A 19,684-nucleotide genomic window follows, 5' to 3' on the forward strand; every position below is an offset into this window, starting at 1 on the left:
GTGAGTTTTTGTGGGGGAGTGGGGAGTGGGGAGTGGGGAAGTGTTCTCAAAGCTTCCCCCAATCTTCCTAGCTCCTAGCTCCCGACTAGCTAACCAATGCGTCGAACACTGTCTTGTTGTAGATAATTCGCCCTGCTGTTGTTTTGATGTACTGCGAAATCAAATTCCCGTCTGCATCTTCACGACGACGGCAAGACTCATAGATTTTGGTCACAATGCCCTCGGCTTCTTGTTGCTCGATCAAGTCACCATTGCCACCCTCGACTTCGCCATCAAATCGCACCCAAACGTAGGAGTGCAGATCAATTTGGTTCTGTTCGTAAGCTGTGATCGCATCGTCGAGATTCGCAAAGTAGCGTCCTTCGCCCTTTGTCGCTTCTGGATTTTCTGCGGTCAAGTAGTAGCAGCCTAAGACCATATCTTGGCTAGGCGTAATGATCGGGCGACCGGTTGCAGGCGAAAGAATGTTATTCGATGCCAGCATTAAGAGGCGCGCTTCTGCCTGAGCTTCGAGCGAGAGCGGCACGTGAACCGCCATTTGGTCACCGTCAAAGTCAGCGTTAAAGGCTGGACAGACAAGCGGGTGCAGTTGAATGGCACGACCATCGACGAGGATGGGTTCAAAGGCTTGAATCCCCAGACGGTGCAGCGTCGGGGCGCGGTTCAGGAAGACAGGGTGTCCTTCGATCACCTCTTCTAGAACGTCCCAAACGGTCGGATCGTTACGCTGAATCAGTTTCTTCGCGGCTTTGATGTTGTTGACTAAGCCTTGACGAATTAGGCGATGAATCACAAACGGTTGGAAAAGCTCGATCGCCATTTCTCGCGGCAGTCCACACTGATGAATTTTCAGCTTTGGCCCAACTACGATTACAGAACGACCGGAGTAGTCAACCCGTTTACCGAGCAAGTTCTGACGGAATCGACCTTGTTTCCCTTCGATAATGTCGGAGAGCGATTTCAACGGACGGTTGTTTGCCCCGACGACCGTTCGACCCCGACGACCGTTATCGATCAATGCGTCTACTGCTTCTTGCAACATCCGCTTTTCATTCCGCACGATAATTTCAGGAGCGAGAATTTCTTGCAGACGAGCCAGACGATTGTTGCGGTTGATCACGCGACGATACAAATCGTTCAAGTCGGAAGTCGCAAACCGTCCACCATCGAGTTGCACCATCGGGCGCAAGTCCGGTGGAATCACCGGAATGACATCTAACACCATCCACTCAGGCAATGAGCCTGTCGCGATGAAGTTATCTAAGACGCGCAGACGTTTGATCAATTTGGCGCGTTTCTGACCTTTGGAAACTGCGATTTCTTCGCGCAGTCTTTCAGCTTCTTCGTCCAAGTTGATGTCTTGCAGCAGTTGCTTCAGTGCTTCCGCCCCGATGCCAACTTCGATTCCGCTCAGCTGAGAATCTTCGCTGTAGAGTTCATCTTCGATCTCAATCCACTGATCTTCGGTCAGCAATTGCTTGTAGGTCAGATTGTCAGCATTACCAGGATTGAGAACAACGTAAGCGTTGAAGTAAACAATTTGCTCAACATCGCGCAGTGGCATATCGAGCAAGATCGCCATGTAGCTTGGAATCCCTTTGAGGTACCAGACGTGAGCGACAGGAGCCGCCAGTTTGATATACCCCATCCGGTGACGACGAACGCGCGACTCGGTTACTTCGACTCCGCAACGCTCACAGACAATTCCCCGGTGGCGAACCCGCTTGTATTTGCCACAATGGCATTCCCAATCTTTTGCAGGCCCAAAAATCCGCTCACAAAACAAGCCGTCCATTTCAGGCTTGAGTGTACGGTAGTTGATGGTTTCTGGCTTCGTGACTTCTCCAACGACTTGCCCATTCGGTAAAGTCCGTTCTCCCCATTGGCGAATGCGTTCCGGAGATGCCAGACCGATTTTCACATAGTCAAACCGCTGTTCTATCTTTGGCATCGTGTTGTCCTTGAGTTGGTGTAGCGACAAAAATGTGTGAGGGGTACGAAGCAGAACGCTGTGAAGGCGACATCTTGCCTGGATAAGGATAGATGCTAATTTACAGCGTTCTAACTTCTAGGCTTAATCGTCGTCCTCTTCCAGCGATTCACGCGAAATCGACTCATAAGTTGGACGCGACGGCGCGCGACGGCTATTGACATCCGCCATTAAATCAACTTCCATATCTCGGCTGCTTCCATCGTCTTTGGTCTCAACCTTGTGGACTGCCACATCAAGACAGAGAGATTGCAACTCGCGCATCAAGACCTTAAAGGATTCCGGTGTTCCAGGTCGCGGAATGGCTTTACCTTTAACGATCGCATTGAGCGCTTCATTTCGCCCTTGCATGTCGTCGGATTTCACCGTCAGCAATTCTTGCAGGGTGTAAGCAGCTCCAAATGCTTCGAGCGCCCACACTTCCATTTCTCCGAATCGCTGTCCACCCTGCTGCGCTTTTCCACCCAACGGTTGCTGAGTAACGAGCGAGTACGGACCAGTCGATCGCGCGTGGATCTTGTCGTCAACCAAGTGAACCAGTTTCAGCATGTAAGCTTTACCGATTGTGATCGGTCGATCGAAGGCTTCACCCGTTCGTCCGTCATAGACCTGAATCTTACCTGGATCGTCTGGATTGTAGAGCCAGTAACCATCTGCGGTGGCTTTGATCCGCGTGTCCTGAGCTTCCTGCAATTTGCCATGCACCGATTCACGCGATTTTTCTTCGCCGTGCATTTCATCAAATGGCACGATTTTGAATCGAGCTTCCAGACATTGAGCTGCCCAGCCTAAGAGACATTCATAGACCTGACCCACGTTCATCCGGCTCGGTACACCGAGTGGATTCAGAACGATGTCAACGGGTGTGCCATCGGGAAGATAGGGCATATCTTCGATCGGTAAAATCCGCGAAATAATCCCTTTATTTCCATGTCTCCCCGCCATTTTGTCGCCGACTTGGATCTTCCGTTTCTGAGCGACATAAACACGAACAACCATGTTTGCACCCGGCGGCAATTCGTCTCCTTGCTCACGAGTAAACACCCGCACGTCAACGATCCGACCTTTCTCACCGTTTGGTACACGCAAAGAGTTGTCTCTTACATCGCGCGCCTTTTCACCGAAGATCGCTCTCAGGAGTTTTTCTTCAGGAGGCTGATCAGATTCCCCTTTCGGAGTCACTTTACCGACGAGGATATCGCCCGCTTCGACATAGGCTCCAATTCGGATAATGCCGTTTTCATCCAGTTGACGCAGAGAATCTTCCCCAACGTTGGGAATTTCACGCGTGATTTCTTCCGGCCCTAACTTGGTTTGACGCGCTTCAATTTCATATTTCTCAATGTGAATTGAGGTATAAACGTCGTCGTAAACGAGGCGTTCACTAATTAGAATCGCATCCTCGTAGTTGTAGCCTTCCCAAGGCATGTAGGCGACTAGGATGTTTTGACCTAGCGCTAATTCGCCTCGCTCAGTCGCAGAACCGTCTGCCAAAATTTCCCCAGCTCTCACCTTATCGCCGACAAAGACGATCGGGCGTTGGTTTAAGCAGGTATCTTGGTTCGATCGCTGATACTTCTGCATCTGGTATTCAATTTCTTTACCAGTTGCAGCATCTTTCACGCGCAGCGTTGTCGCATCGACATAAGTCACTTCACCATCAGTTCGGCTGACGACGACCATCCCAGAGTCACGCGCTGCCTGTGCTTCTAACCCAGTTCCCACTAAAGGACGTTCTGGACGCAGCAGAGGAACTGCCTGACGTTGCATGTTCGATCCCATTAAGGCTCGGTTCGCGTCATCGTGTTCCAGGAATGGAATCAGCGAAGTTGCAACCGAGATGATCTGTACCGGAGAAACGGCAACATAGTCCACTTCTTCAGGTGCAGCAGTCGTAAAGTCTTGGCGATATCGAACTGCGATCGATTCTCCAATGATGTTGTTGTCTTCGTCGGTGTTGATGTCACCTGCTGCCACCCGCAGATCGTCTTCTTCGTCCGCGGTCATATAGACGGCTGGCAAGTCTTTGCGAACCCGACCGTTCTCGACCTTGTAATAAGGAGTTTCGATAAATCCGTACGGATTGACGCGTGCGTGGGTTGCGAGTGAGCCAATCAGACCTGCGTTCGGGCCTTCAGGAGTCTCGATCGGGCAGATCCGTCCATAGTGCGATGGGTGAATATCACGCACCGCGAAACCTGCACGCTCACGAGTCAGGCCACCTGGACCGAGTGCGCTGATCCGGCGTTTGTGGGTCAGCTCGGCGAGAGGATTGGTTTGATCCATGAACTGGGATAGCTGCGACGAACCAAAGAACTCTTTGATTGCAGCGACCAACGGTTTCGGGTTGACCAAAGATGCAGGAGTTAATGAATCCGAATCAGAAACAGTCATCCGTTCCCGAATGATTCTTTCTAAACGGTTCAGCCCAACTCGCACCTGGTTTTGCAGCAATTCACCAACCGAACGAACGCGACGATTTCCCAAGTGGTCAATATCGTCGATCATGCCGATATCGAATTCCAGGTTGATCAGATAGTCGATCGCCGACAAGATATCTTGCGGAGTCAGAACTCTGGTCGCTTCCGGTACGTTCAGGCGCAATTTTTTGTTCAACTTATAGCGACCCACTTTGCCCAAGTCGTAGCGTTTGGGGTCAAAGAATCTCGACTCTAAAAGTTGTGCTCCACCTGAAACGGTCGGAGGCTCACCCGGACGCAATTTCCGGTAAAGCTCCATCAACGCTTCTTCTTCGCCGTACTGACCTTCTTTCTCGATCGTTTTCTGGAAATACTCCGGATGTCTCAGCGAATCAAAAATCTCGTTATCGGTCAGACCCAACGCTTTGAGGAGCACTTGCGCCGACAGTTTCCGAGTTTTATCGATCCGTACCCAAACCAAGTCGTTCTTATCGGTTTCAAACTTCAACCATGCGCCTCGGTTGGGAATCAAACTCGCATTGTAAGTCCGACGACCATTCTTATCGGTTTCCGACTTGTAATATACGCCAGGACTACGAACGATCTGATTGACGATCACACGTTCCGCACCGTTGATGATGAACGTTCCGCGATCGGTCATCAGCGGCAAGTCACCAATAAACACTTCCTGTTCTTTGATTTCCCCAGTCTCTTTGTTGATGAGGCGAGTGGGGACATACATCTGAACGGCGTAAGTGCTGTCTCGACGCTTAGCTTCATCGACATCATACTTCGGACGTTTCAGTTTGAAGTTTTTGCCGATAAAATGAAGTTCTAGCTTCCCGGTGTAATCAGTAATCGGTGAAAAGCTGTCGAGTTCTTCGATAAGCCCTTCTTCGAGAAACCAACGGAAGCTTGCCCGCTGGATTTCAACTAAATCCGGTAGTACGAAGGCGGGAGTGGTATAGGTCTGCTGCTCAGTCATGCGTCTCCTCTGCAGGGTCGCGCTGCGATCGCGAATCCCAGATTTTACGGTAATTGCAAAAATATGTCAATGCAAAAAGTTTGGGCTTCTAAAGAACCCCAAAACAACGGAATATTAGATTGTTGGACGTTGAGAAACGGGTGAGTTAGCCAGTTAAGCCTCCAAGGTTGCCAATGAAGGTGGAACGAAAAAGGTGAGCCGCGTAGCCTTGATTCGTTGGCGGTGCGAAAAGCTCATAGAATTCAACCCCGAAAAGCTGAATTCAACAAGTCAATGAAAATTAGCCTAGTAATTTTCGCACTCTTCTCATTATGGCGCAAGTTTTTCATTTTGTGCCTTGACGATTCGAGGAACTTGTGAGATGCAGGCTTAGCGGATGCGGCTGAAACTGCATACCTCCCACGTCGATTAGAGATCGCTGCTCAATTCGGAGCAAGCGATTCAGAAATCGTCAGCCCGAACAGTCGGCAAGCATTTTCTGTCGTCTGTTTTGCAAGCTGCTCGATCGAAACGTCACGGAGCGCTGCGACGTGTTGAGCCACGTACTGAACATAGGATGGTTCATTCCGCCGCTCCCCCCGTTTTGGAACCGGAGCCAAAAACGGACAGTCGGTTTCGACTAAGATGCGATCGCTCGGAACAAGTTTGGCGGATTCATGGATTTGCTTCGCGTTCTTAAACGTAACCGTACCGCTGAAGCTGACATAAAAGCCTAAATCCAGAAACCGCTGAGTTTCTGCTGGAGTCCCGCCCCAGCAGTGCATCACGCCTTTGACTTGTCCTTGCTCGCGCCAAAAGTCTTGCACCACTTCTGCCATCGTTTCAGCCGCGTCTCGACAGTGAATAATCACGGGCAGATCTAACTGCTTCGCGATCGCTAACTGTGTCCGAAATGCTGCAATCTGCTCAGATCGATTTTCTGCTTTGAAAAAATCTAGCCCGGTTTCCCCGATCGCCACAACCCGCGAATCCGATTGCGCCAGGGTGAGAATTTCCTGTTCTGAATTCGCCGACCATAACTCCTCGACATCGAGCGGATGAAGACCGACCGCAAACGAGAGTTCGGGGAAACGATTTGCTAGATTCTGAATTTGCGGAAATTCCGACGGTTCCACGCAGGAATGGACTAATCGAACCACGCCTGCTTCACGCCAACGCTCAGCGATCGCATCCAAGTCAGGCTCGAATGCGTCGAAATTAATATGAACGTGAGTATCGATCAGTTGCATTCAGAGATGAATTACGAAGCGACTGCGGTCTTTTGCTTCAGCACGCGGCTCAACCGAGCTTTGCGACGTGCGCCAGTGTTGCGATGGAGAACTCCACGTTTTACAGCCTTATCGATCTTGCTGTAAGCTGCCGACATTGCCTCATCGACTGCTTTCTTAGCTTCCGAATCTGACGGATTTGCGGCAAGCTGATCGACAGCCGCAAAATACTTCTTCATCAGGGTTTTTACCGCTGATTTATAGGATTTATTACGCAGGCGATTACGCTCTGCAACTTGGACGCGCTTCTTAGCAGATTTGATGTTTGCCACGGTGAGTCTTAGAAAGCTTGTTCTAGATGGACAGAAAAATAGTCAGATAAAATACTATAACATCAGGATCGCTCGATCTGTGTATTCCTTCAGAAATCCAGGTTAAGCTAGATAAAGAAACGACAAACGCTCCCCAATTCGGGTCAAGACCGTTAGAATCGTTCAAGCCCTGCATATCTCGGACGGGTTCTTTTAGAGACTGACACTTCCTAACTCCATGCTGCGAATCATTACTCAGTGGTCTGAGGCAACATCTGAACTGCGACGCATTTGCGATCGCACTCATGACGATCAAGTTGTACATAAAGAAGCGACAGTCCGGGAGGTACTGCAAGCTGTCAAACGTCAAGGTGATCGTGCGCTTTTGGCATATACCTTAGAGTTTGACCAACAAGAATTGGCTCCTGAAGAATTAAAAGTTAGCCCCCTAGAACTTGAAGCTGCTTATAGCCAAGTCTCTGGTGAGCTGATTGATGCAATTCGCCTTGCCCGCAAACAAATCGAAGCCTTTCACCGTCAGCGTGTGCCGAAAAGCTGGGTGCATTTTGGCGACGATGATGTTGTTCTGGGGAAACGCTACACTCCGGTCGATCGCGCCGGGTTGTATGTTCCAGGCGGAAAAGCGTCGTATCCAAGTACGGTTTTGATGAATGCGGTTCCCGCGATCGTGGCGCAAGTGCCCAAGATCGTCATGGTGACTCCACCTGGAAAAGATAAAGCCATCAATCCAGCCGTTCTGGTTGCGGCTCAAGAAGCAGGAGTGACAGATATCTATCGGGTAGGTGGAGCGCAAGCCGTTGGTGCTTTGGCGTATGGGACGGAGACGATTCCGAAAGTCGATGTGATCACAGGTCCCGGCAATATCTATGTGACCTTGGCAAAAAAATTAGTTTACGGAACCGTTGGCATCGATTCTCTAGCAGGTCCGTCTGAAGTGTTGATCATTGCTGATCACACCGCAAACCCGACTCATGTGGCAGCGGATATGCTGGCGCAGGCGGAACATGATGCAATGGCAGCGTCGATTCTAATTACAACCGATGCGATTTTGGCGCGGAAGGTTGTGGATGAAGTTGAGCAGCAGTTAGTCGATCATCCGCGTCGAACCTTGACCGAAAAAGCGATCGCGCATTACGGCTTGATTATTGTTGTAGAAACCTTAGAAGCGGCAGCCGAGCTTTCTAACGAGTTCGCGCCAGAACACTTAGAACTCGAAGTTGCTGATCCTTGGGAGTTGATGCAAAATATCCGTCATGCTGGAGCGATTTTCTTAGGAGATTCGACTCCTGAGGCAGTCGGAGATTATTTGGCAGGACCTAATCACACATTGCCAACGTCTGGATCGGCTCGATATGCTTCGCCTCTGGGTGTGGAAACGTTTTTGAAACACTCAAGTGTGATTCAGTATTCGCCGATCGCGCTGCAAAAGGTTGCGAGTGCAGTCGATATCTTAGCGACGGCTGAGGGCTTACACTCTCATGCAAACTCGATCCGAGTTCGCAAAGATTCGCTGCTCAATCCTGAACCGTAGAAATACTCGATTGAAGATTAAGGGATTCCGGTAGTTTTTAGAACTCTAAAGATAGAGCGCTACAGTCAAAGTGTGGCGCTCTATGGGAGGCAGACCTGATGCTAAATACGGTATTAGTCGCGATCGATGTCGCAGAGTCTTCTGCGAGACAGGTGCTCAATACAGTTGAGGAGTTGAAACTCGAACCGCGCTCAAAAGTTGTGTTGTCGCATGTCGTGCCAACGAATCAATCTGAAGTGGATATCGTCGTCGATCGACCGAGCGCTGATTTAGAAAGCTTTCCCTACGCTGAAATTGAAAAGCAGTTACAAACCTATCAACACTCGCTGGCTTGTAAGAGCGAAGTTGAAATTGTCACGGGTGATCCTGCCGAAGAAATTTTGAGGCTCGCAAAGATCCATCACGCGGATCTGATTGTGCTGGGAAGTCGAGGTTTGACTGGGATGAAGCGAATTTTGCTTGGCTCTGTTAGCAGTCAGATTGTAGAAGATGCACCGTGTTCTGTCTTAGTGGTGAAACCAAAATAGGCGGATCGCGAACTTGCCCATTTTTGGTTCAATCACTCTACGATTCGATTTTGCGATTTCAACCGATTGCGCTAACCCAGACATTTGCAATTCAGTACAACAATAAACCTCGCTCAATGTTGCGATTGTGAGCGAGGTTTTTTATCGATTCAACTAAGCCATCACCATTCCACCATCGACATTCATGACTTGTCCGGTGATATAGGCAGCCGCGGGAGACGCTGCCAAAAAGCGAATCAGTCCTGCCACTTCTTCGGGTTTGCCATAGCGATTGAGCGGGATGAATTTGAGAATTTCATCCGCTTTCAGATCATGGGTCATATCGGTCTCAATGAATCCCGGTGCAACCGCATTGACGGTAATTCCGCGACTTGCTAACTCTTTCGCAACGGTTTTTGTAAATCCAATAACACCCGCTTTTGCTGCACTGTAATTCGCTTGACCCGGGTTGCCCATTAGTCCAGCCACAGAAGTAATATTTACAATTCTGCCGCTCCGCTGCTTCAGCATAATTTTGCTCACGGCTCTCGTGCAGAGAAATACGCCCGTCAAATTCAAATCGATGACGGCTTGCCACTCTTCAGGCTTCATTCTTAGCAGCAACGTGTCGCGTGTAATGCCTGCATTATTCACTAAGACATCAATTCTGCCGTATTTTTCCAGGGTGGAATTGATTAAGGCATCGACTTGATCTGCTTTCGACACGTCGGCTTGCAGCGCGATCGCACTTCCGCCGTTTCCAACAATTTCTGCTACCACTGCATCTGCTGCACCACTAGAACTCGCGTAATTCACAACGACTGTTGCGCCTTCTTCTGCCAATGCCAATGCGGTCGCCCGTCCGATTCCTCGTGATGCGCCCGTGACGATCGCGACTTTTCCTTGCAGTTCCATGAGGTCTAATCCGATGTAAATATGCGAATCTGATCATATCGAGAAGCGGGAATCGCAGATCAGTGAATCTGCCAGGACTGATCCCGGATAGCTTGAAAATTTGGTGAAAAGATGATTAACTCGCAGAAGCTAGATGGTCTTTTCCCCTCATTGAGGAGTAGGATGGCTTCTATTGCGATCTCTCAATTTGTATCGATCGCTCTCTTGCAGTTTTACACTCACCTATGACCAGAGAACGCGGCATTCCTAATCGTCGGAACCGTAAGTCATCGCCGTCTCACCGAAGCGTGGCAGCTTCTTCGCGATCGACCCAAGCGGTTCAAGAACTCCCTTCCCCGAAAGAGTCTCCGACTAAGTTGGCTGCTGTGCTCGATCGCCTCAATCAAGCGCGAACCTGGCTATTTAGTGATTGGCGGGCAATGATCGCATTGTCACTCGCAATCACAGGGGGCACAACTGCGCTCTCGCTCGCATTTTTGTTCAAGCTTCCTGCCGTTCCCAATTGTCCTTCAATTTTCTGGCCGCTCGCTTCAGCTTCTCTAAGACTCCATTGTGCTCAGCTCGCAGCAAATAAGCGGACTCCAAATGATTTATTAGAAGCGATCGAGCTTGTCAAAAATCTTCCCTCTGATCATCCGCTTTATGCAGAAGCGACTCGGTTGATTGAAGCTTGGGCCCAAGAGATTTTGGACTTGAGTGAAGAGTCATTCCAAGCTGGAAAACTCGATGCTGCCATTAAAACAGCAAGAAGGGTTCCAAGAGTTGGGACTGCCCATACTCAAGTCGAAGAGCGAATTAAAAAATGGCAGAGTATTTGGTCATCTGCTGAAACGCTTTACCGCAAAGCTGAAGAAGCGCTACGGCAGCAAAATTGGCGGTTAGCAATGACAGAAGCAGGACGGTTATTGTCGATCGACAATACCTTCTGGCAAACTACAAAATACCAAGAGATTAGCGGCATCATCGCTGCAACTCGCGACGACATCAGCAAGATTACGAAAGCAAAAAGTTTGATCGAGTCCGGCGGGATACAGAATTTTCAAGAAGCAATCAAACTGCTGGCTAGCATCAACAATAAGAGCTATGTCTACCAAGGTGCGCAGGAAACCCTGGTCGATGCTGGGAAGAAGATGTTGGCGTTAGCTGATGCAGCACTCGATCGTAGAGACACAACGGCTGCATTAGACATTATTCGGCAAATTCCAGAAGCTGCAAATTTGAAGCAAGAGATCGAAGACTACGAAACATTAGCAAGTGCGATCAATCGAATCGGCAATGGTTTGCCCGAAGACTATGATGCCGCGACCGCCCAAGCGCAGAAAATTGGTGCAGATCGTCCGACTTTTGGAAAAGCGCAGCGGTTAATTGCGCGTTGGCAAGCAGAAAAAGGAGATATGGCGCAATTGAATCGAGCACAGCAGCTTGCGCAATCCAACCGACCTGAAGATTTGCAAGCGGCGATTGATGCTGCATCTCAGGTTTCTAGTTCTAATCCGAAGTCTCGGGAAGCTCGCCAGTTGATCCAGCGAATTACCAGCGAGATGCAAGATCAAGAGGATCGTCCCCTCATTCAGCAAGCAGAGCAAATTGCGAGTCGAGGCGATGCAGGATCGTTGCAACAAGCGATCGATTTGCTGGGTCGCATTTCTTCCCGGCGATCGCTCGGTGCAGAAGCAGCCGATAAACGCGGTCAGTATGCTCAGCAACTTCAAGCCATTCGCGATCGCGAACAGGAGTTGGCTCAACCTGTGTCTAGTCCTGTCCCTGATTCAGCAACTCCGCTACAGGGTGGGGATGCTGTACTCACGTTGCAGAAAGCAAGAGCGGCGGCGAATGGTGGTACGGTTGATTCGGTCACAGAAGGAATTCAGATTGCAGATACTGTACCCATAGCTAGCCCACTCCGCCCAGAAGCTCAGACGTTGATGAATGATCTGAGTCAGCAATTGCTGCAAACGGCAATGTCACAAGCGAGTGTAGATCCGGCGGGCGCGATCGCGATCGCTCAAAGAATTCCACTCGGCACGAATGCTTACGACCAGGCACAGTCGTTGATTCCTTTATGGCAACGCAGCTTAAGAAGATAGCCTGTTCTAAGATGTGAGAGTCTGACTTTGCAGGATGAAAAGATGAAGGAGCATTTTGCAGGATGATGGAAGAATACTCCCTGCTCTCTATCTCCCGCACTGCTTTGGGATTTCGATATGTCTGAATTTTGGAATACGGTTCTCTCTTTTGCTCAGCAAATCACCACAGAAGTTGGTGCACAATTGCTCAAGGATTTTGGACAAGCTCAGGCAGCCGAAAAAGCCGATGGCAGTTTGGTGACACAATCGGATCAATGGGCGGATGAACGGATTCGGAGCGCGATCGCTCAAGCTTTTCCTGATCACGGGGTTTTGAGCGAAGAAGTCGAGCATATTTTTCCCGATCGAGAATGGTGCTGGATTATTGATCCAGTCGATGGCACAACGAATTTTGCACGAGGATTGCCGCTATGGGGAATCTCGATCGGATTGCTTTATCAGGGCACTCCGGTTTTTGGATTGGTACATTTGCCCCCATTGGGGCAGTCTTTTTATGGATATTGGCAGGGTGAATCAGGGCTAGAGATGCCGTCGGGGGCTTTTCTCAATGGCAAACCGATTCGATCGAGCCAAGAAGCTTTAACGAAGAATCATTTTTTTAATCTCTGTGCAAGAAGTACTTCGGTTTTGCAGCAGCCGTTTCCTGCGAAAATTCGGATGTTGGGAGTAGCGACTTACAATTTGCTGACCGTTGCGGCGGGGTCAACAATGGGCGGAGTTGAGGCGACTCCAAAAATTTGGGATATTGCGGCGGTTTGGGCGATCGTGCAAGCATCAGGAGCCGTTTGGTATCCGCTAGAGTTAACCCCGATTTTTCCGTTAGAGGTTGGGAAAGATTATGGAGCACGATCATATCCCACGTTAGTCGTGAGTCGCAAAGAGTTGATCGAGGTTTTTGAGCCGTTGGTTCGGGCGATCGGTAAATTTAAATAGCGGTGATTTGAACAATCTACAAGCCTTCAACGCTTCATGGTTCTTTCAATGATTGGATGGTGAACTCAGAAGTCTTGAAGTTTTCGGACTAATTTGACTGAATAACAGTCACGATCGACGTTCCAATCCCCAATTTCAAATAGCTCTGAGCATTGCCATGATTCATCGCAATTTCAACCCAACCGTGACTTCCAATCAGTCCGATGATCTCGCCAACTTTCGCATCAGCATAGGTTGTATGACCTGCATAAATCGATTGATGAATCTGAACTGACCAAGAGCAATTGAAAAACCTTTCCCCCGGAATATTGGTGATCAAATTGCCGAAATGATCGATCGCCTGAATTACTCCTTGAATGCCATTCTCGGTTGCGATCGCATCAGGAATTGGCAATTTGATGATCGAATTCAAATCAATTTCATCCCCTAACTCTTTCAAGGGAACGCCACTTGCAAGGTGTGCTCCAACCGGGGAAAAGATATCGCGCCCGTGGAATGTTGCGCTGGGAGTTTGAGATCGCCAATATTTTCGATTCGTTAACTCGACCGCTGCCACTGCATGTTCTAAGATGCCGCTCACCAAACCATTATCTGGCGCAACCACAAATCCAGCTTTCAGCTGCACTGCGATCGCTCTGCGCGAACTGCCTACGCTTGGATCAACCACGACAACATGAACTGTTCCGTCCGGAAAATACGGATAGGCAGTCATAAGTTGAAAACGGGCAGAAGTAATATCTTGCGGAGGAATTTGATGCGTAAGGTCGATAGTTTGCAGCCTTGGATTAATTTGAGCGATCGTACCTTTCATCACTCCGACATAAGCATCACTTAATCCAAAGTCTGTCATCAGGGTAACAATCATCTGTTTTGTCAAAAAACTACATCTTAAGTATGAATTTTTAGTAGCATAAGCTACCGTTTTAATTTGCCAATGCTAATATCAAATCATGGTGATAAGAAAAACTAACCTCTAGGAACCCTACATATGAATAGAAATCGTCTTCACGCAGCCGAAGTTACCCGCGTTCACCGCGAAAACTTACAACGAAATCTACAACGCCGCATGGAAGCAGCAAGAGCACGTGGCGATCAAGCTCTGCTGCGGATGTTGGAAGCAGAAGCAAGTTATCTGAGATAAAGTGTCTCCCTCATCTCTCATTGTAGGATCTCAAATATGCGCGGCTTAGCCGCGCTTTTTTAATGGTGAATTTTGGATTGAGGAAGGACGGCTTCAGCAATCGTCCTGTCCCTATCAATTCTGCAATTCAAAATCCACCTTAATATAAGAGAACTCAATTCAACTGATCGTGAGATCTGGGCTTGGGTTTCGCTGAACTCGCAGAAATTTTAGAATTGCACGTTGAGCAGAGCCGCAACCTGGCTGATGATTCATCTCGGACGACGCGTGCCGAAGTCGAGCGTAAACCATACAGAGTCAAGCAGTGAGATGTATTCATCTGCCGATAAATGTCCGGAGTGGCAACACGCCTCTAAAGCTTGTGCGATCGCATTAAAGAGCGATTCAGTCAGTTCTAATTCGTTCGGTTCATTCATTGCGGGAATACCACCTTGGATTTGCCAATGGAAAAATGAGGGGGCGATGTCAAGGGAGCATTTCCTGAGTATAAGCAATTTCACGGGGAACGCCTTCAAATAGTTCCCGCTTTACAAAAAATTTAAGAGGAATTACGGGTTTGGTGATTGCTGATAATCTCCCGATTTTCCTCCCGTTTTGCTCAGCAAGCAAATTTGTTCGATCGTAATGGATTTCTCGAGCGCTTTCGCCATGTCATAGAGCGTCAAAGCCGCAATAGAGGCTGCTGTCAAAGCCTCCATTTCAACGCCCGTCTCTGCTTTGATTTTCACAGTGGCTTGAATCTCAAATCCGGGAAGTTCGGGCACGGCAATAATATTGACTTCGACTTTTTGAATCGGGAGTGGGTGACACAGTGGAATTAAATTGGATGTTTGCTTCGCTGCCATGATTCCGGCGATTCGGGCTGTGCTTAGAACATCCCCTTTCGGACTATTACCCGACTCGATCGCCAGTAAAGTTTCGGGCTTCATCCGCACCCGCGCGATCGCTGTTGCTTGTCTTATCGTTGCAGATTTAGCTGATACATCAACCATCTGCGCTTGTCCTTGAGCATCAAGATGAGAAAGTGTTGAGGAATTTTCAGAATTTTTTGTCATTTGGAGCAGATTGTTGTATATTGAATAAGTGCTGACAAGGGCTTGTAGCTCAGTGGACTAGAGCACGTGGCTACGGACCACGGTGTCGGGGGTTCGAATCCCTCCTAGCCCGTTTAATATTTTAGGGGTGTTGATGAGACACCCCTTTAATGTTTTAAAGGCAATTTTCCTGTTCCACACTATTCTATTTTCTGACTCGTACTTTTTATCCAAAATCCAAAATAAAAACCCCTAACTGCTGTGAGGGGTTTTCAACGATCGCTGTTGCGACAATTACTGCGCGACACGACCTGGTTCAACATAAGCAGCCCGCGGTCTGCGAGTGCCGGTTGCTGCGCCTGCAAGAGATGCCGCTAAGCCCAAAAGTGAACCAATCACAAATGACCAACCTGCGGTTGCAGTCGTACCTGCGATATTTCGGGCATCTTGAGCGCTGATATTGGGCGCTGCATTTGGATCGACATTCGGCACTCCAGTTTGAGGCAAAGCCGCCCCTGCAACATTTGCCGCTGTTGTAGCTGCTAAGCCAAACGCGCCTGATACACCACTCGCTAAAAGAAAAGCACTCAACGCTAGGGTCGTCGCCCAAAGAATTGCCCCATTCAGCAAAGCTGTACTTCGGGTCATCGGACCGCAAGCCCGTGCCATAATCCAGCTTCCAATAAACAGAGAAATCAGTAAGCTAATCGTTGCCCAGATGCCAACTGCTGTACCGACTCCACCTGCGTCAGAGCGGGGTGCGCCCGAATTTGCGATCGAGGTTGCCCCAATTGCTGCACCCAGTGCACTCAAAATCAACTGCGAAACTAGCGCGACAAATAAGCCAGCGAGAATCGGACCCCAACGAACCCGATCATGATAATCAGCTGCTACAGGAATGACAGCCGCTTCAGTTACAGGACGATTAGTATATGCCATTGTAAATTTGCTCCTCGAACAAAATAGTCATTTGCAAAGAAATTACGCTTGCCTAAGACTATATGGGCTGCTCAATGGAAATCACTCTATCGAGAGTGAGATGACCTTGATCCATCATTAGAAAGAAATTCTGCGGGATCAGCAAATTTTTACGGTAGTCCACACTGCAGTGATCAGAAAAAAAACGCCAGATTGAACAAGATTAATCGTCTCAGTATTCATCTCGATACCCTATTACAGCAGGTGTAGCTAGAGTTTTTCCCACTGCTGAAGTTCTACCTGTCTAGGGTGGATGTTCTTGTGCAAATCTGCATTTGTAGCTTGTAGTCCTTTTCCTATCAGTCTTTGAATACCATCAAGAGGGTGTTTCACGCATTTATCGCGTACCCGATGTCAGCTGTGACAATCGCAAGGTATGATCCGATCACTAGATTTTTAAGCACATCTGGTGTAGGTAAGATCATAGAATTTATCCAGGTGAAGACTGCCCTTTGATAGAAGTGCTCGCAAATAATTGCAATGTTTCATCGAACATCTGAACACGCTAGTTTCTGATCGACTTGACGTTCCTCGTAATTGTTTTATAGATTCTCGTATGCTCACAATGACTCGAATTCGTCGATCAATATTGCCACTGACTGTCTTGCTTTGGGCAGGATTGATGCCTTCGTTGGCGTTTGCCCAGTCTCAAGATACTGAACTCGATAAGCTCCTCGAACAAGGGCGAGAGTTAGTCGATCAAAAGAAGTGGACTGAGGCGATCGATGCCTTTCAGCGAGCTTCGTCGATCGATAATCGTAATGCTCGAATCTTTTCTGGCATGGGTTACATTTACGCTCAGCAAGGAAAGTTTCAGGAAGCCGCAGATGCTTATCAACAGGCAATTACGCTAGAACCTGCAAATGCAGATTTTGTTTATGCATTGGGATTTAGCCTGGCGAATTTGGGCAATGATAGTGCGGCGGCAACTGCTTATCGTCGGGCGACAGAATTAGACGCTCGCAATGTCAACGCGTTTTTGGGTTTGGGAACGGTACTCGCACGTCAGGGGAATTTGTCGCAAGCTTTGGCAGCCTATCAGCAGGCTATAAGGCTCAATAGTCGAAATGTAGATGCACAAGAATCAATGGGGCTAATCCAGATTCAACAAGGGCAGATTGATCAAGGAATCGCTACACTTCAAAGGGCAGCTCAGCTTGATCCAAGACGAACCAGTACTCAAATTGGTATAGGGATTGCTTTGTTAAGTAAGGGAGATTCGACGGCTGCTTTGACTGCATTCAATCGGGCGGTCAGATTAGATCCGAATAATTCAAAGCTGCATCTTCAAATCGGCAAGATTCTTCGGGAAGTCGGGAATAATGCAGCAGCTTTAGCCGCGTTTCAGCGATCGGTCAATTTGGATCCAAATTCTGTTGAAGCACAATTTGCTCTAGCAGAAACAGCTTTAGAACAGAAAGAAACGATGCGGTCGATTATGGTATTTCGAGAAGTCATCAAGCTAGATCCAAATAATGCCAGTGCCTATTTCCAGTTAGGCACTGCGTTGAAGGCGCGTGATTTTCCAAGAGACGCGATCGAGGCATTTGAACGCGCTAAAACACTGTTTGAAGAGCAGGGCAAAGCAGAAGATGCGAAACGTGCAGAAGATGCAATCGAGCAAACAAGACGATCTTAAATGAATGCATGATCGGGCTGCTCGATCGTGCTGGATCAATCACAGCAAGCAACCGGAAGAATGCGTCTCGGCTCCGCTCAACCTATAACTCTAAGAGCGTCGCGGATTGAGTAAAGCCGAAACTAAATCTCACAACGGTTCTAACGAATTTTACTGTCCTCGATTTCGATTTGAGTCGGGGGCAATTTTGGTTCTGAAGATTTGGGGGCTTTGCGAGATTCACTCGCATCCTTCACCATATCCGTTGCCTGTTTCAGAAGATCTTTCAGCAACTGCTTGACTTGCCGTTCCTTCTGAGCCAAAGCTATTCCTGCCTCTCCCATTTTTTGGTCTAGCTGAGCCATCTTCTGATCAGCTTGAGTCTTTGCAGCTTCAGCTTGCGGGCGTGCTTTGTCGTACCACTCTCTCGCTTCATCGAGATGAGCTTGTGCTCGATCGTGATAATCTTCTGTCCGCGCTGCCAAGTTTGCTCTGAGAATTGCCAATTGCGCTTGAACCTGAGCATATCGTCTCTTCAACAAAGTCGCTTCCTCGCTATTGCGAATCGATTCAATGGTTTGTTCAATCTGCTCTCGAACTTCGGCTGACATATCTTTCGCTGCGTCTTTCAGTCCATGCATTCCCGCTTCTACTTCTTGCTCAAGTTCCTCTTCTTGCTCGGATAATTGCGATTGTAATTGCTTCACTTGAGCTTCGGTTTCTGCAATTTGCTGCTGCCGAGTGCGACTAATCCCTTCAATCACGCCTTCAACAGATGCAGTAATGTCTTCTTTGACTTGAGTTCCGCTTTCTTGCAGGCTGCTTGCAGCACTGGAGAAGGCGTCTTTCACCAGCGATCGAATATCTCCTGTACCGGATTTCAGTTCTGACATGACCTGAGCGATCGCGTTGCGCATGATTTCCCGAATCCGATCAGCACGCAGTTGTCCAACTTCTTTGGCTTGTTGCAAATCTGTTGAAATTTTTTCTTTGGCAGAATTAGTCATACCATCCTCTAATTAAAAACTTTTTCAAATCTCTGTCTTTATATTGACGAAGCAGTTTTAAAACACCCTCTTTCTTAGGGCTAATAAAAAAGCCCCTAGCATTGCTAGGAGCTAATTTTTAGATCAGAGAGACAAACAGATTGAGATTGCAGAATTGCAATTAGAATCTAATCCCAACGCCACCCTGTAAGCTCAATGAACCAGCGCCACTTCCTTGATAAGCATTGATGCCATATTTTGCATCACTGTAGACAACTACGCCTCTCGTAACTTCCGATTCAACACCTACAGAAAGAACGGCTGCATCTTTGTTCCCCATTTGAGAAGCTTGACCATCTTTCTGAACGAAACCGTAGCCTGCGCCAGCATAAACGTTTGTGTTCTTAGCAACAGGAAGGTCGTAAGTTAAGGAAGGAATGATCACACTGTTGTTGCCATTAAACAAGACAGAGCCGCGAACAGAAACAGGAGCATTCGGAACTGCAAATCGTCCTTGAATATTACCTCCGAATGTGGCTGCATCATTATCACGTCCACCATTGGTAATACCTGCTGCAACCCCTGCACCAACGTAGCTACCATCGAAGCGAACAGGCTGAGCAGAAGCAGCACCAGCAACAAACAAAGGCGAGAGAACGAGTGCGGAAAGGGCAGAGAGAGTTGCAACCGACTTAAGAGAGAGTTTCATGACTATATCCTAGAGTAACTGAAGATTTGATTGAGAGCTTTTTTCTCAGATTTCTTACTTTAATAGTCGTAAGAAAGAGTGTTTTTGTTCCTAGAAACTCAGCAACTTTTTGTCTTTATTTACAAGCGGTTGATTTGCTGATTTGTCTTTAGAGGAACGGTGAGTTATCGTGTACAAACCGTATCGATTTCTCATATCTAATTTGTATCGTTAGGGCGCTTAACTTATCTAGAATAATGGTCTGTTCTTCAACTGTCACATAATAGAATATGACAATTTTTAAGGAACAAAAAAATAGGAATGCTGTCAGG

17 protein-coding genes and 1 tRNA gene are annotated in these 19,684 nt (G+C 48.2%); 7 read left to right on the forward strand and 11 right to left on the reverse strand.

Annotated elements, in window-relative coordinates:
* Window positions 1-85: 85 nt before the first annotated feature.
* From LEPBO_RS44645 to rpsT, 4 genes are all read right to left on the reverse strand, one after another.
* Entirely contained in the window at window positions 86-1,951 is a 1,866-nt protein-coding gene (locus LEPBO_RS44645) for a DNA-directed RNA polymerase subunit gamma (protein WP_017291367.1), read from the reverse strand.
* 123 nt (window positions 1,952-2,074) lie between these two features.
* Complete coding sequence (gene rpoB / locus LEPBO_RS0130335; RefSeq protein ID WP_017291368.1) at window positions 2,075-5,395, reverse strand: DNA-directed RNA polymerase subunit beta; 3,321 nt, start codon at window positions 5,393-5,395, stop codon at window positions 2,075-2,077.
* A 422-nt stretch (window positions 5,396-5,817) separates the two neighbouring features.
* Window positions 5,818-6,624 (reverse strand): TatD family hydrolase, encoded by an 807-nt coding sequence (locus tag LEPBO_RS0130340; protein WP_017291369.1) that lies wholly within the window; start codon window positions 6,622-6,624, stop codon window positions 5,818-5,820.
* 11 nt (window positions 6,625-6,635) lie between these two features.
* Window positions 6,636-6,935 carry a 30S ribosomal protein S20 gene (gene rpsT / locus LEPBO_RS0130345; RefSeq protein WP_017291370.1) on the reverse strand — a complete coding sequence of 100 codons (300 nt, stop codon included), beginning with the start codon at window positions 6,933-6,935 and terminating at the stop codon, window positions 6,636-6,638.
* Between the two features lie 217 nt (window positions 6,936-7,152).
* Between rpsT and hisD the strand changes: the two genes are divergently transcribed.
* A complete protein-coding gene (gene hisD, locus LEPBO_RS0130350) occupies window positions 7,153-8,466 on the forward strand; it encodes a histidinol dehydrogenase (RefSeq protein ID WP_017291371.1) in 1,314 nt (437 codons plus the stop codon).
* A gap of 98 nt (window positions 8,467-8,564) precedes the next feature.
* On the forward strand, window positions 8,565-8,993 hold the full coding sequence (locus LEPBO_RS0130355; protein WP_017291372.1) for a universal stress protein: 429 nt from the start codon (window positions 8,565-8,567) through the stop codon (window positions 8,991-8,993).
* 153 nt (window positions 8,994-9,146) lie between these two features.
* Here the strand turns inward: LEPBO_RS0130355 and fabG are convergent, their stop codons facing one another.
* On the reverse strand, window positions 9,147-9,887 hold the full coding sequence (gene fabG, locus LEPBO_RS0130365; protein WP_017291374.1) for a 3-oxoacyl-[acyl-carrier-protein] reductase: 741 nt from the start codon (window positions 9,885-9,887) through the stop codon (window positions 9,147-9,149).
* Between the two features lie 224 nt (window positions 9,888-10,111).
* Between fabG and LEPBO_RS38750 the strand changes: the two genes are divergently transcribed.
* On the forward strand, window positions 10,112-11,974 hold the full coding sequence (locus LEPBO_RS38750; RefSeq protein ID WP_096735582.1) for a chromosome segregation ATPase: 1,863 nt from the start codon (window positions 10,112-10,114) through the stop codon (window positions 11,972-11,974).
* A gap of 117 nt (window positions 11,975-12,091) precedes the next feature.
* Complete coding sequence (locus LEPBO_RS0130375; RefSeq protein ID WP_017291376.1) at window positions 12,092-12,907, forward strand: inositol monophosphatase family protein; 816 nt, start codon at window positions 12,092-12,094, stop codon at window positions 12,905-12,907.
* 88 nt (window positions 12,908-12,995) lie between these two features.
* On the opposite strand, the gene LEPBO_RS0130380 is transcribed toward LEPBO_RS0130375, so the two are convergent.
* Entirely contained in the window at window positions 12,996-13,772 is a 777-nt protein-coding gene (locus LEPBO_RS0130380) for an SAM hydrolase/SAM-dependent halogenase family protein (RefSeq protein WP_017291377.1), read from the reverse strand.
* A 123-nt stretch (window positions 13,773-13,895) separates the two neighbouring features.
* On the opposite strand from LEPBO_RS0130380, the gene pirA reads away from it, so the two are divergent.
* Entirely contained in the window at window positions 13,896-14,048 is a 153-nt protein-coding gene (pirA, locus tag LEPBO_RS43490) for an arginine synthesis PII-interacting regulator PirA (RefSeq protein ID WP_017291378.1), read from the forward strand.
* Window positions 14,049-14,299: 251 nt separating this feature from the next.
* Here pirA and LEPBO_RS43080 read toward each other — a convergent pair whose 3' ends face one another.
* Window positions 14,300-14,464 (reverse strand): hypothetical protein, encoded by a 165-nt coding sequence (locus tag LEPBO_RS43080; protein WP_154660841.1) that lies wholly within the window; start codon window positions 14,462-14,464, stop codon window positions 14,300-14,302.
* A 132-nt stretch (window positions 14,465-14,596) separates the two neighbouring features.
* Window positions 14,597-15,103: a cyclic pyranopterin monophosphate synthase MoaC gene (gene moaC / locus LEPBO_RS0130390; protein WP_017291379.1), complete on the reverse strand. Its 507-nt coding sequence runs from the start codon at window positions 15,101-15,103 to the stop codon at window positions 14,597-14,599.
* 38 nt (window positions 15,104-15,141) lie between these two features.
* On the opposite strand from moaC, the gene LEPBO_RS0130395 reads away from it, so the two are divergent.
* Window positions 15,142-15,215: transfer RNA gene (locus tag LEPBO_RS0130395), tRNA-Arg, on the forward strand.
* Between the two features lie 161 nt (window positions 15,216-15,376).
* On the opposite strand, the gene LEPBO_RS0130400 is transcribed toward LEPBO_RS0130395, so the two are convergent.
* Window positions 15,377-16,021: a hypothetical protein gene (locus LEPBO_RS0130400; RefSeq protein ID WP_017291380.1), complete on the reverse strand. Its 645-nt coding sequence runs from the start codon at window positions 16,019-16,021 to the stop codon at window positions 15,377-15,379.
* A gap of 604 nt (window positions 16,022-16,625) precedes the next feature.
* Here LEPBO_RS0130400 and LEPBO_RS0130405 point away from each other — a divergent pair.
* A complete protein-coding gene (locus LEPBO_RS0130405) occupies window positions 16,626-17,699 on the forward strand; it encodes a tetratricopeptide repeat protein (RefSeq protein WP_026149033.1) in 1,074 nt (357 codons plus the stop codon).
* Between the two features lie 140 nt (window positions 17,700-17,839).
* Here the strand turns inward: LEPBO_RS0130405 and LEPBO_RS0130410 are convergent, their stop codons facing one another.
* Together LEPBO_RS0130410 and LEPBO_RS0130415 are read right to left on the reverse strand one after the other, a co-directional pair.
* Window positions 17,840-18,685: a hypothetical protein gene (locus tag LEPBO_RS0130410; RefSeq protein WP_017291382.1), complete on the reverse strand. Its 846-nt coding sequence runs from the start codon at window positions 18,683-18,685 to the stop codon at window positions 17,840-17,842.
* 160 nt (window positions 18,686-18,845) lie between these two features.
* Complete coding sequence (locus LEPBO_RS0130415; protein ID WP_017291383.1) at window positions 18,846-19,373, reverse strand: outer membrane beta-barrel protein; 528 nt, start codon at window positions 19,371-19,373, stop codon at window positions 18,846-18,848.
* Between the last annotated feature and the right edge of the window lie 311 nt (window positions 19,374-19,684).

Origin of the sequence: Leptolyngbya boryana PCC 6306, from assembly GCF_000353285.1 — a bacterium.
Classification (GTDB): Bacteria; Cyanobacteriota; Cyanobacteriia; order Leptolyngbyales; family Leptolyngbyaceae; genus Leptolyngbya; species Leptolyngbya boryana.

What these genes read in the sequence shown, in the direction of transcription:
- LEPBO_RS0130400 (WP_017291380.1), bottom strand. Translation starts at nt 16,021, where the DNA reads ATGGCATATACTAATCGTCCTGTAACTGAAGCGGCTGTCATTCCTGTA.
- LEPBO_RS0130405 (WP_026149033.1), top strand. Translation starts at nt 16,626, where the DNA reads ATGACTCGAATTCGTCGATCAATATTGCCACTGACTGTCTTGCTTTGG.
- LEPBO_RS0130355 (WP_017291372.1), top strand. Translation starts at nt 8,565, where the DNA reads ATGCTAAATACGGTATTAGTCGCGATCGATGTCGCAGAGTCTTCTGCG.
- pirA (WP_017291378.1), top strand. Translation starts at nt 13,896, where the DNA reads ATGAATAGAAATCGTCTTCACGCAGCCGAAGTTACCCGCGTTCACCGC.
- LEPBO_RS0130340 (WP_017291369.1), bottom strand. Translation starts at nt 6,624, where the DNA reads ATGCAACTGATCGATACTCACGTTCATATTAATTTCGACGCATTCGAG.
- fabG (WP_017291374.1), bottom strand. Translation starts at nt 9,887, where the DNA reads ATGGAACTGCAAGGAAAAGTCGCGATCGTCACGGGCGCATCACGAGGA.
- LEPBO_RS0130410 (WP_017291382.1), bottom strand. Translation starts at nt 18,685, where the DNA reads ATGACTAATTCTGCCAAAGAAAAAATTTCAACAGATTTGCAACAAGCC.
- LEPBO_RS0130375 (WP_017291376.1), top strand. Translation starts at nt 12,092, where the DNA reads ATGTCTGAATTTTGGAATACGGTTCTCTCTTTTGCTCAGCAAATCACC.
- LEPBO_RS0130415 (WP_017291383.1), bottom strand. Translation starts at nt 19,373, where the DNA reads ATGAAACTCTCTCTTAAGTCGGTTGCAACTCTCTCTGCCCTTTCCGCA.
- LEPBO_RS43080 (WP_154660841.1), bottom strand. Translation starts at nt 14,464, where the DNA reads ATGAATGAACCGAACGAATTAGAACTGACTGAATCGCTCTTTAATGCG.
- hisD (WP_017291371.1), top strand. Translation starts at nt 7,153, where the DNA reads ATGCTGCGAATCATTACTCAGTGGTCTGAGGCAACATCTGAACTGCGA.
- moaC (WP_017291379.1), bottom strand. Translation starts at nt 15,103, where the DNA reads ATGACAAAAAATTCTGAAAATTCCTCAACACTTTCTCATCTTGATGCT.
- LEPBO_RS38750 (WP_096735582.1), top strand. Translation starts at nt 10,112, where the DNA reads ATGACCAGAGAACGCGGCATTCCTAATCGTCGGAACCGTAAGTCATCG.
- LEPBO_RS0130380 (WP_017291377.1), bottom strand. Translation starts at nt 13,772, where the DNA reads ATGATTGTTACCCTGATGACAGACTTTGGATTAAGTGATGCTTATGTC.
- LEPBO_RS44645 (WP_017291367.1), bottom strand. Translation starts at nt 1,951, where the DNA reads ATGCCAAAGATAGAACAGCGGTTTGACTATGTGAAAATCGGTCTGGCA.
- rpoB (WP_017291368.1), bottom strand. Translation starts at nt 5,395, where the DNA reads ATGACTGAGCAGCAGACCTATACCACTCCCGCCTTCGTACTACCGGAT.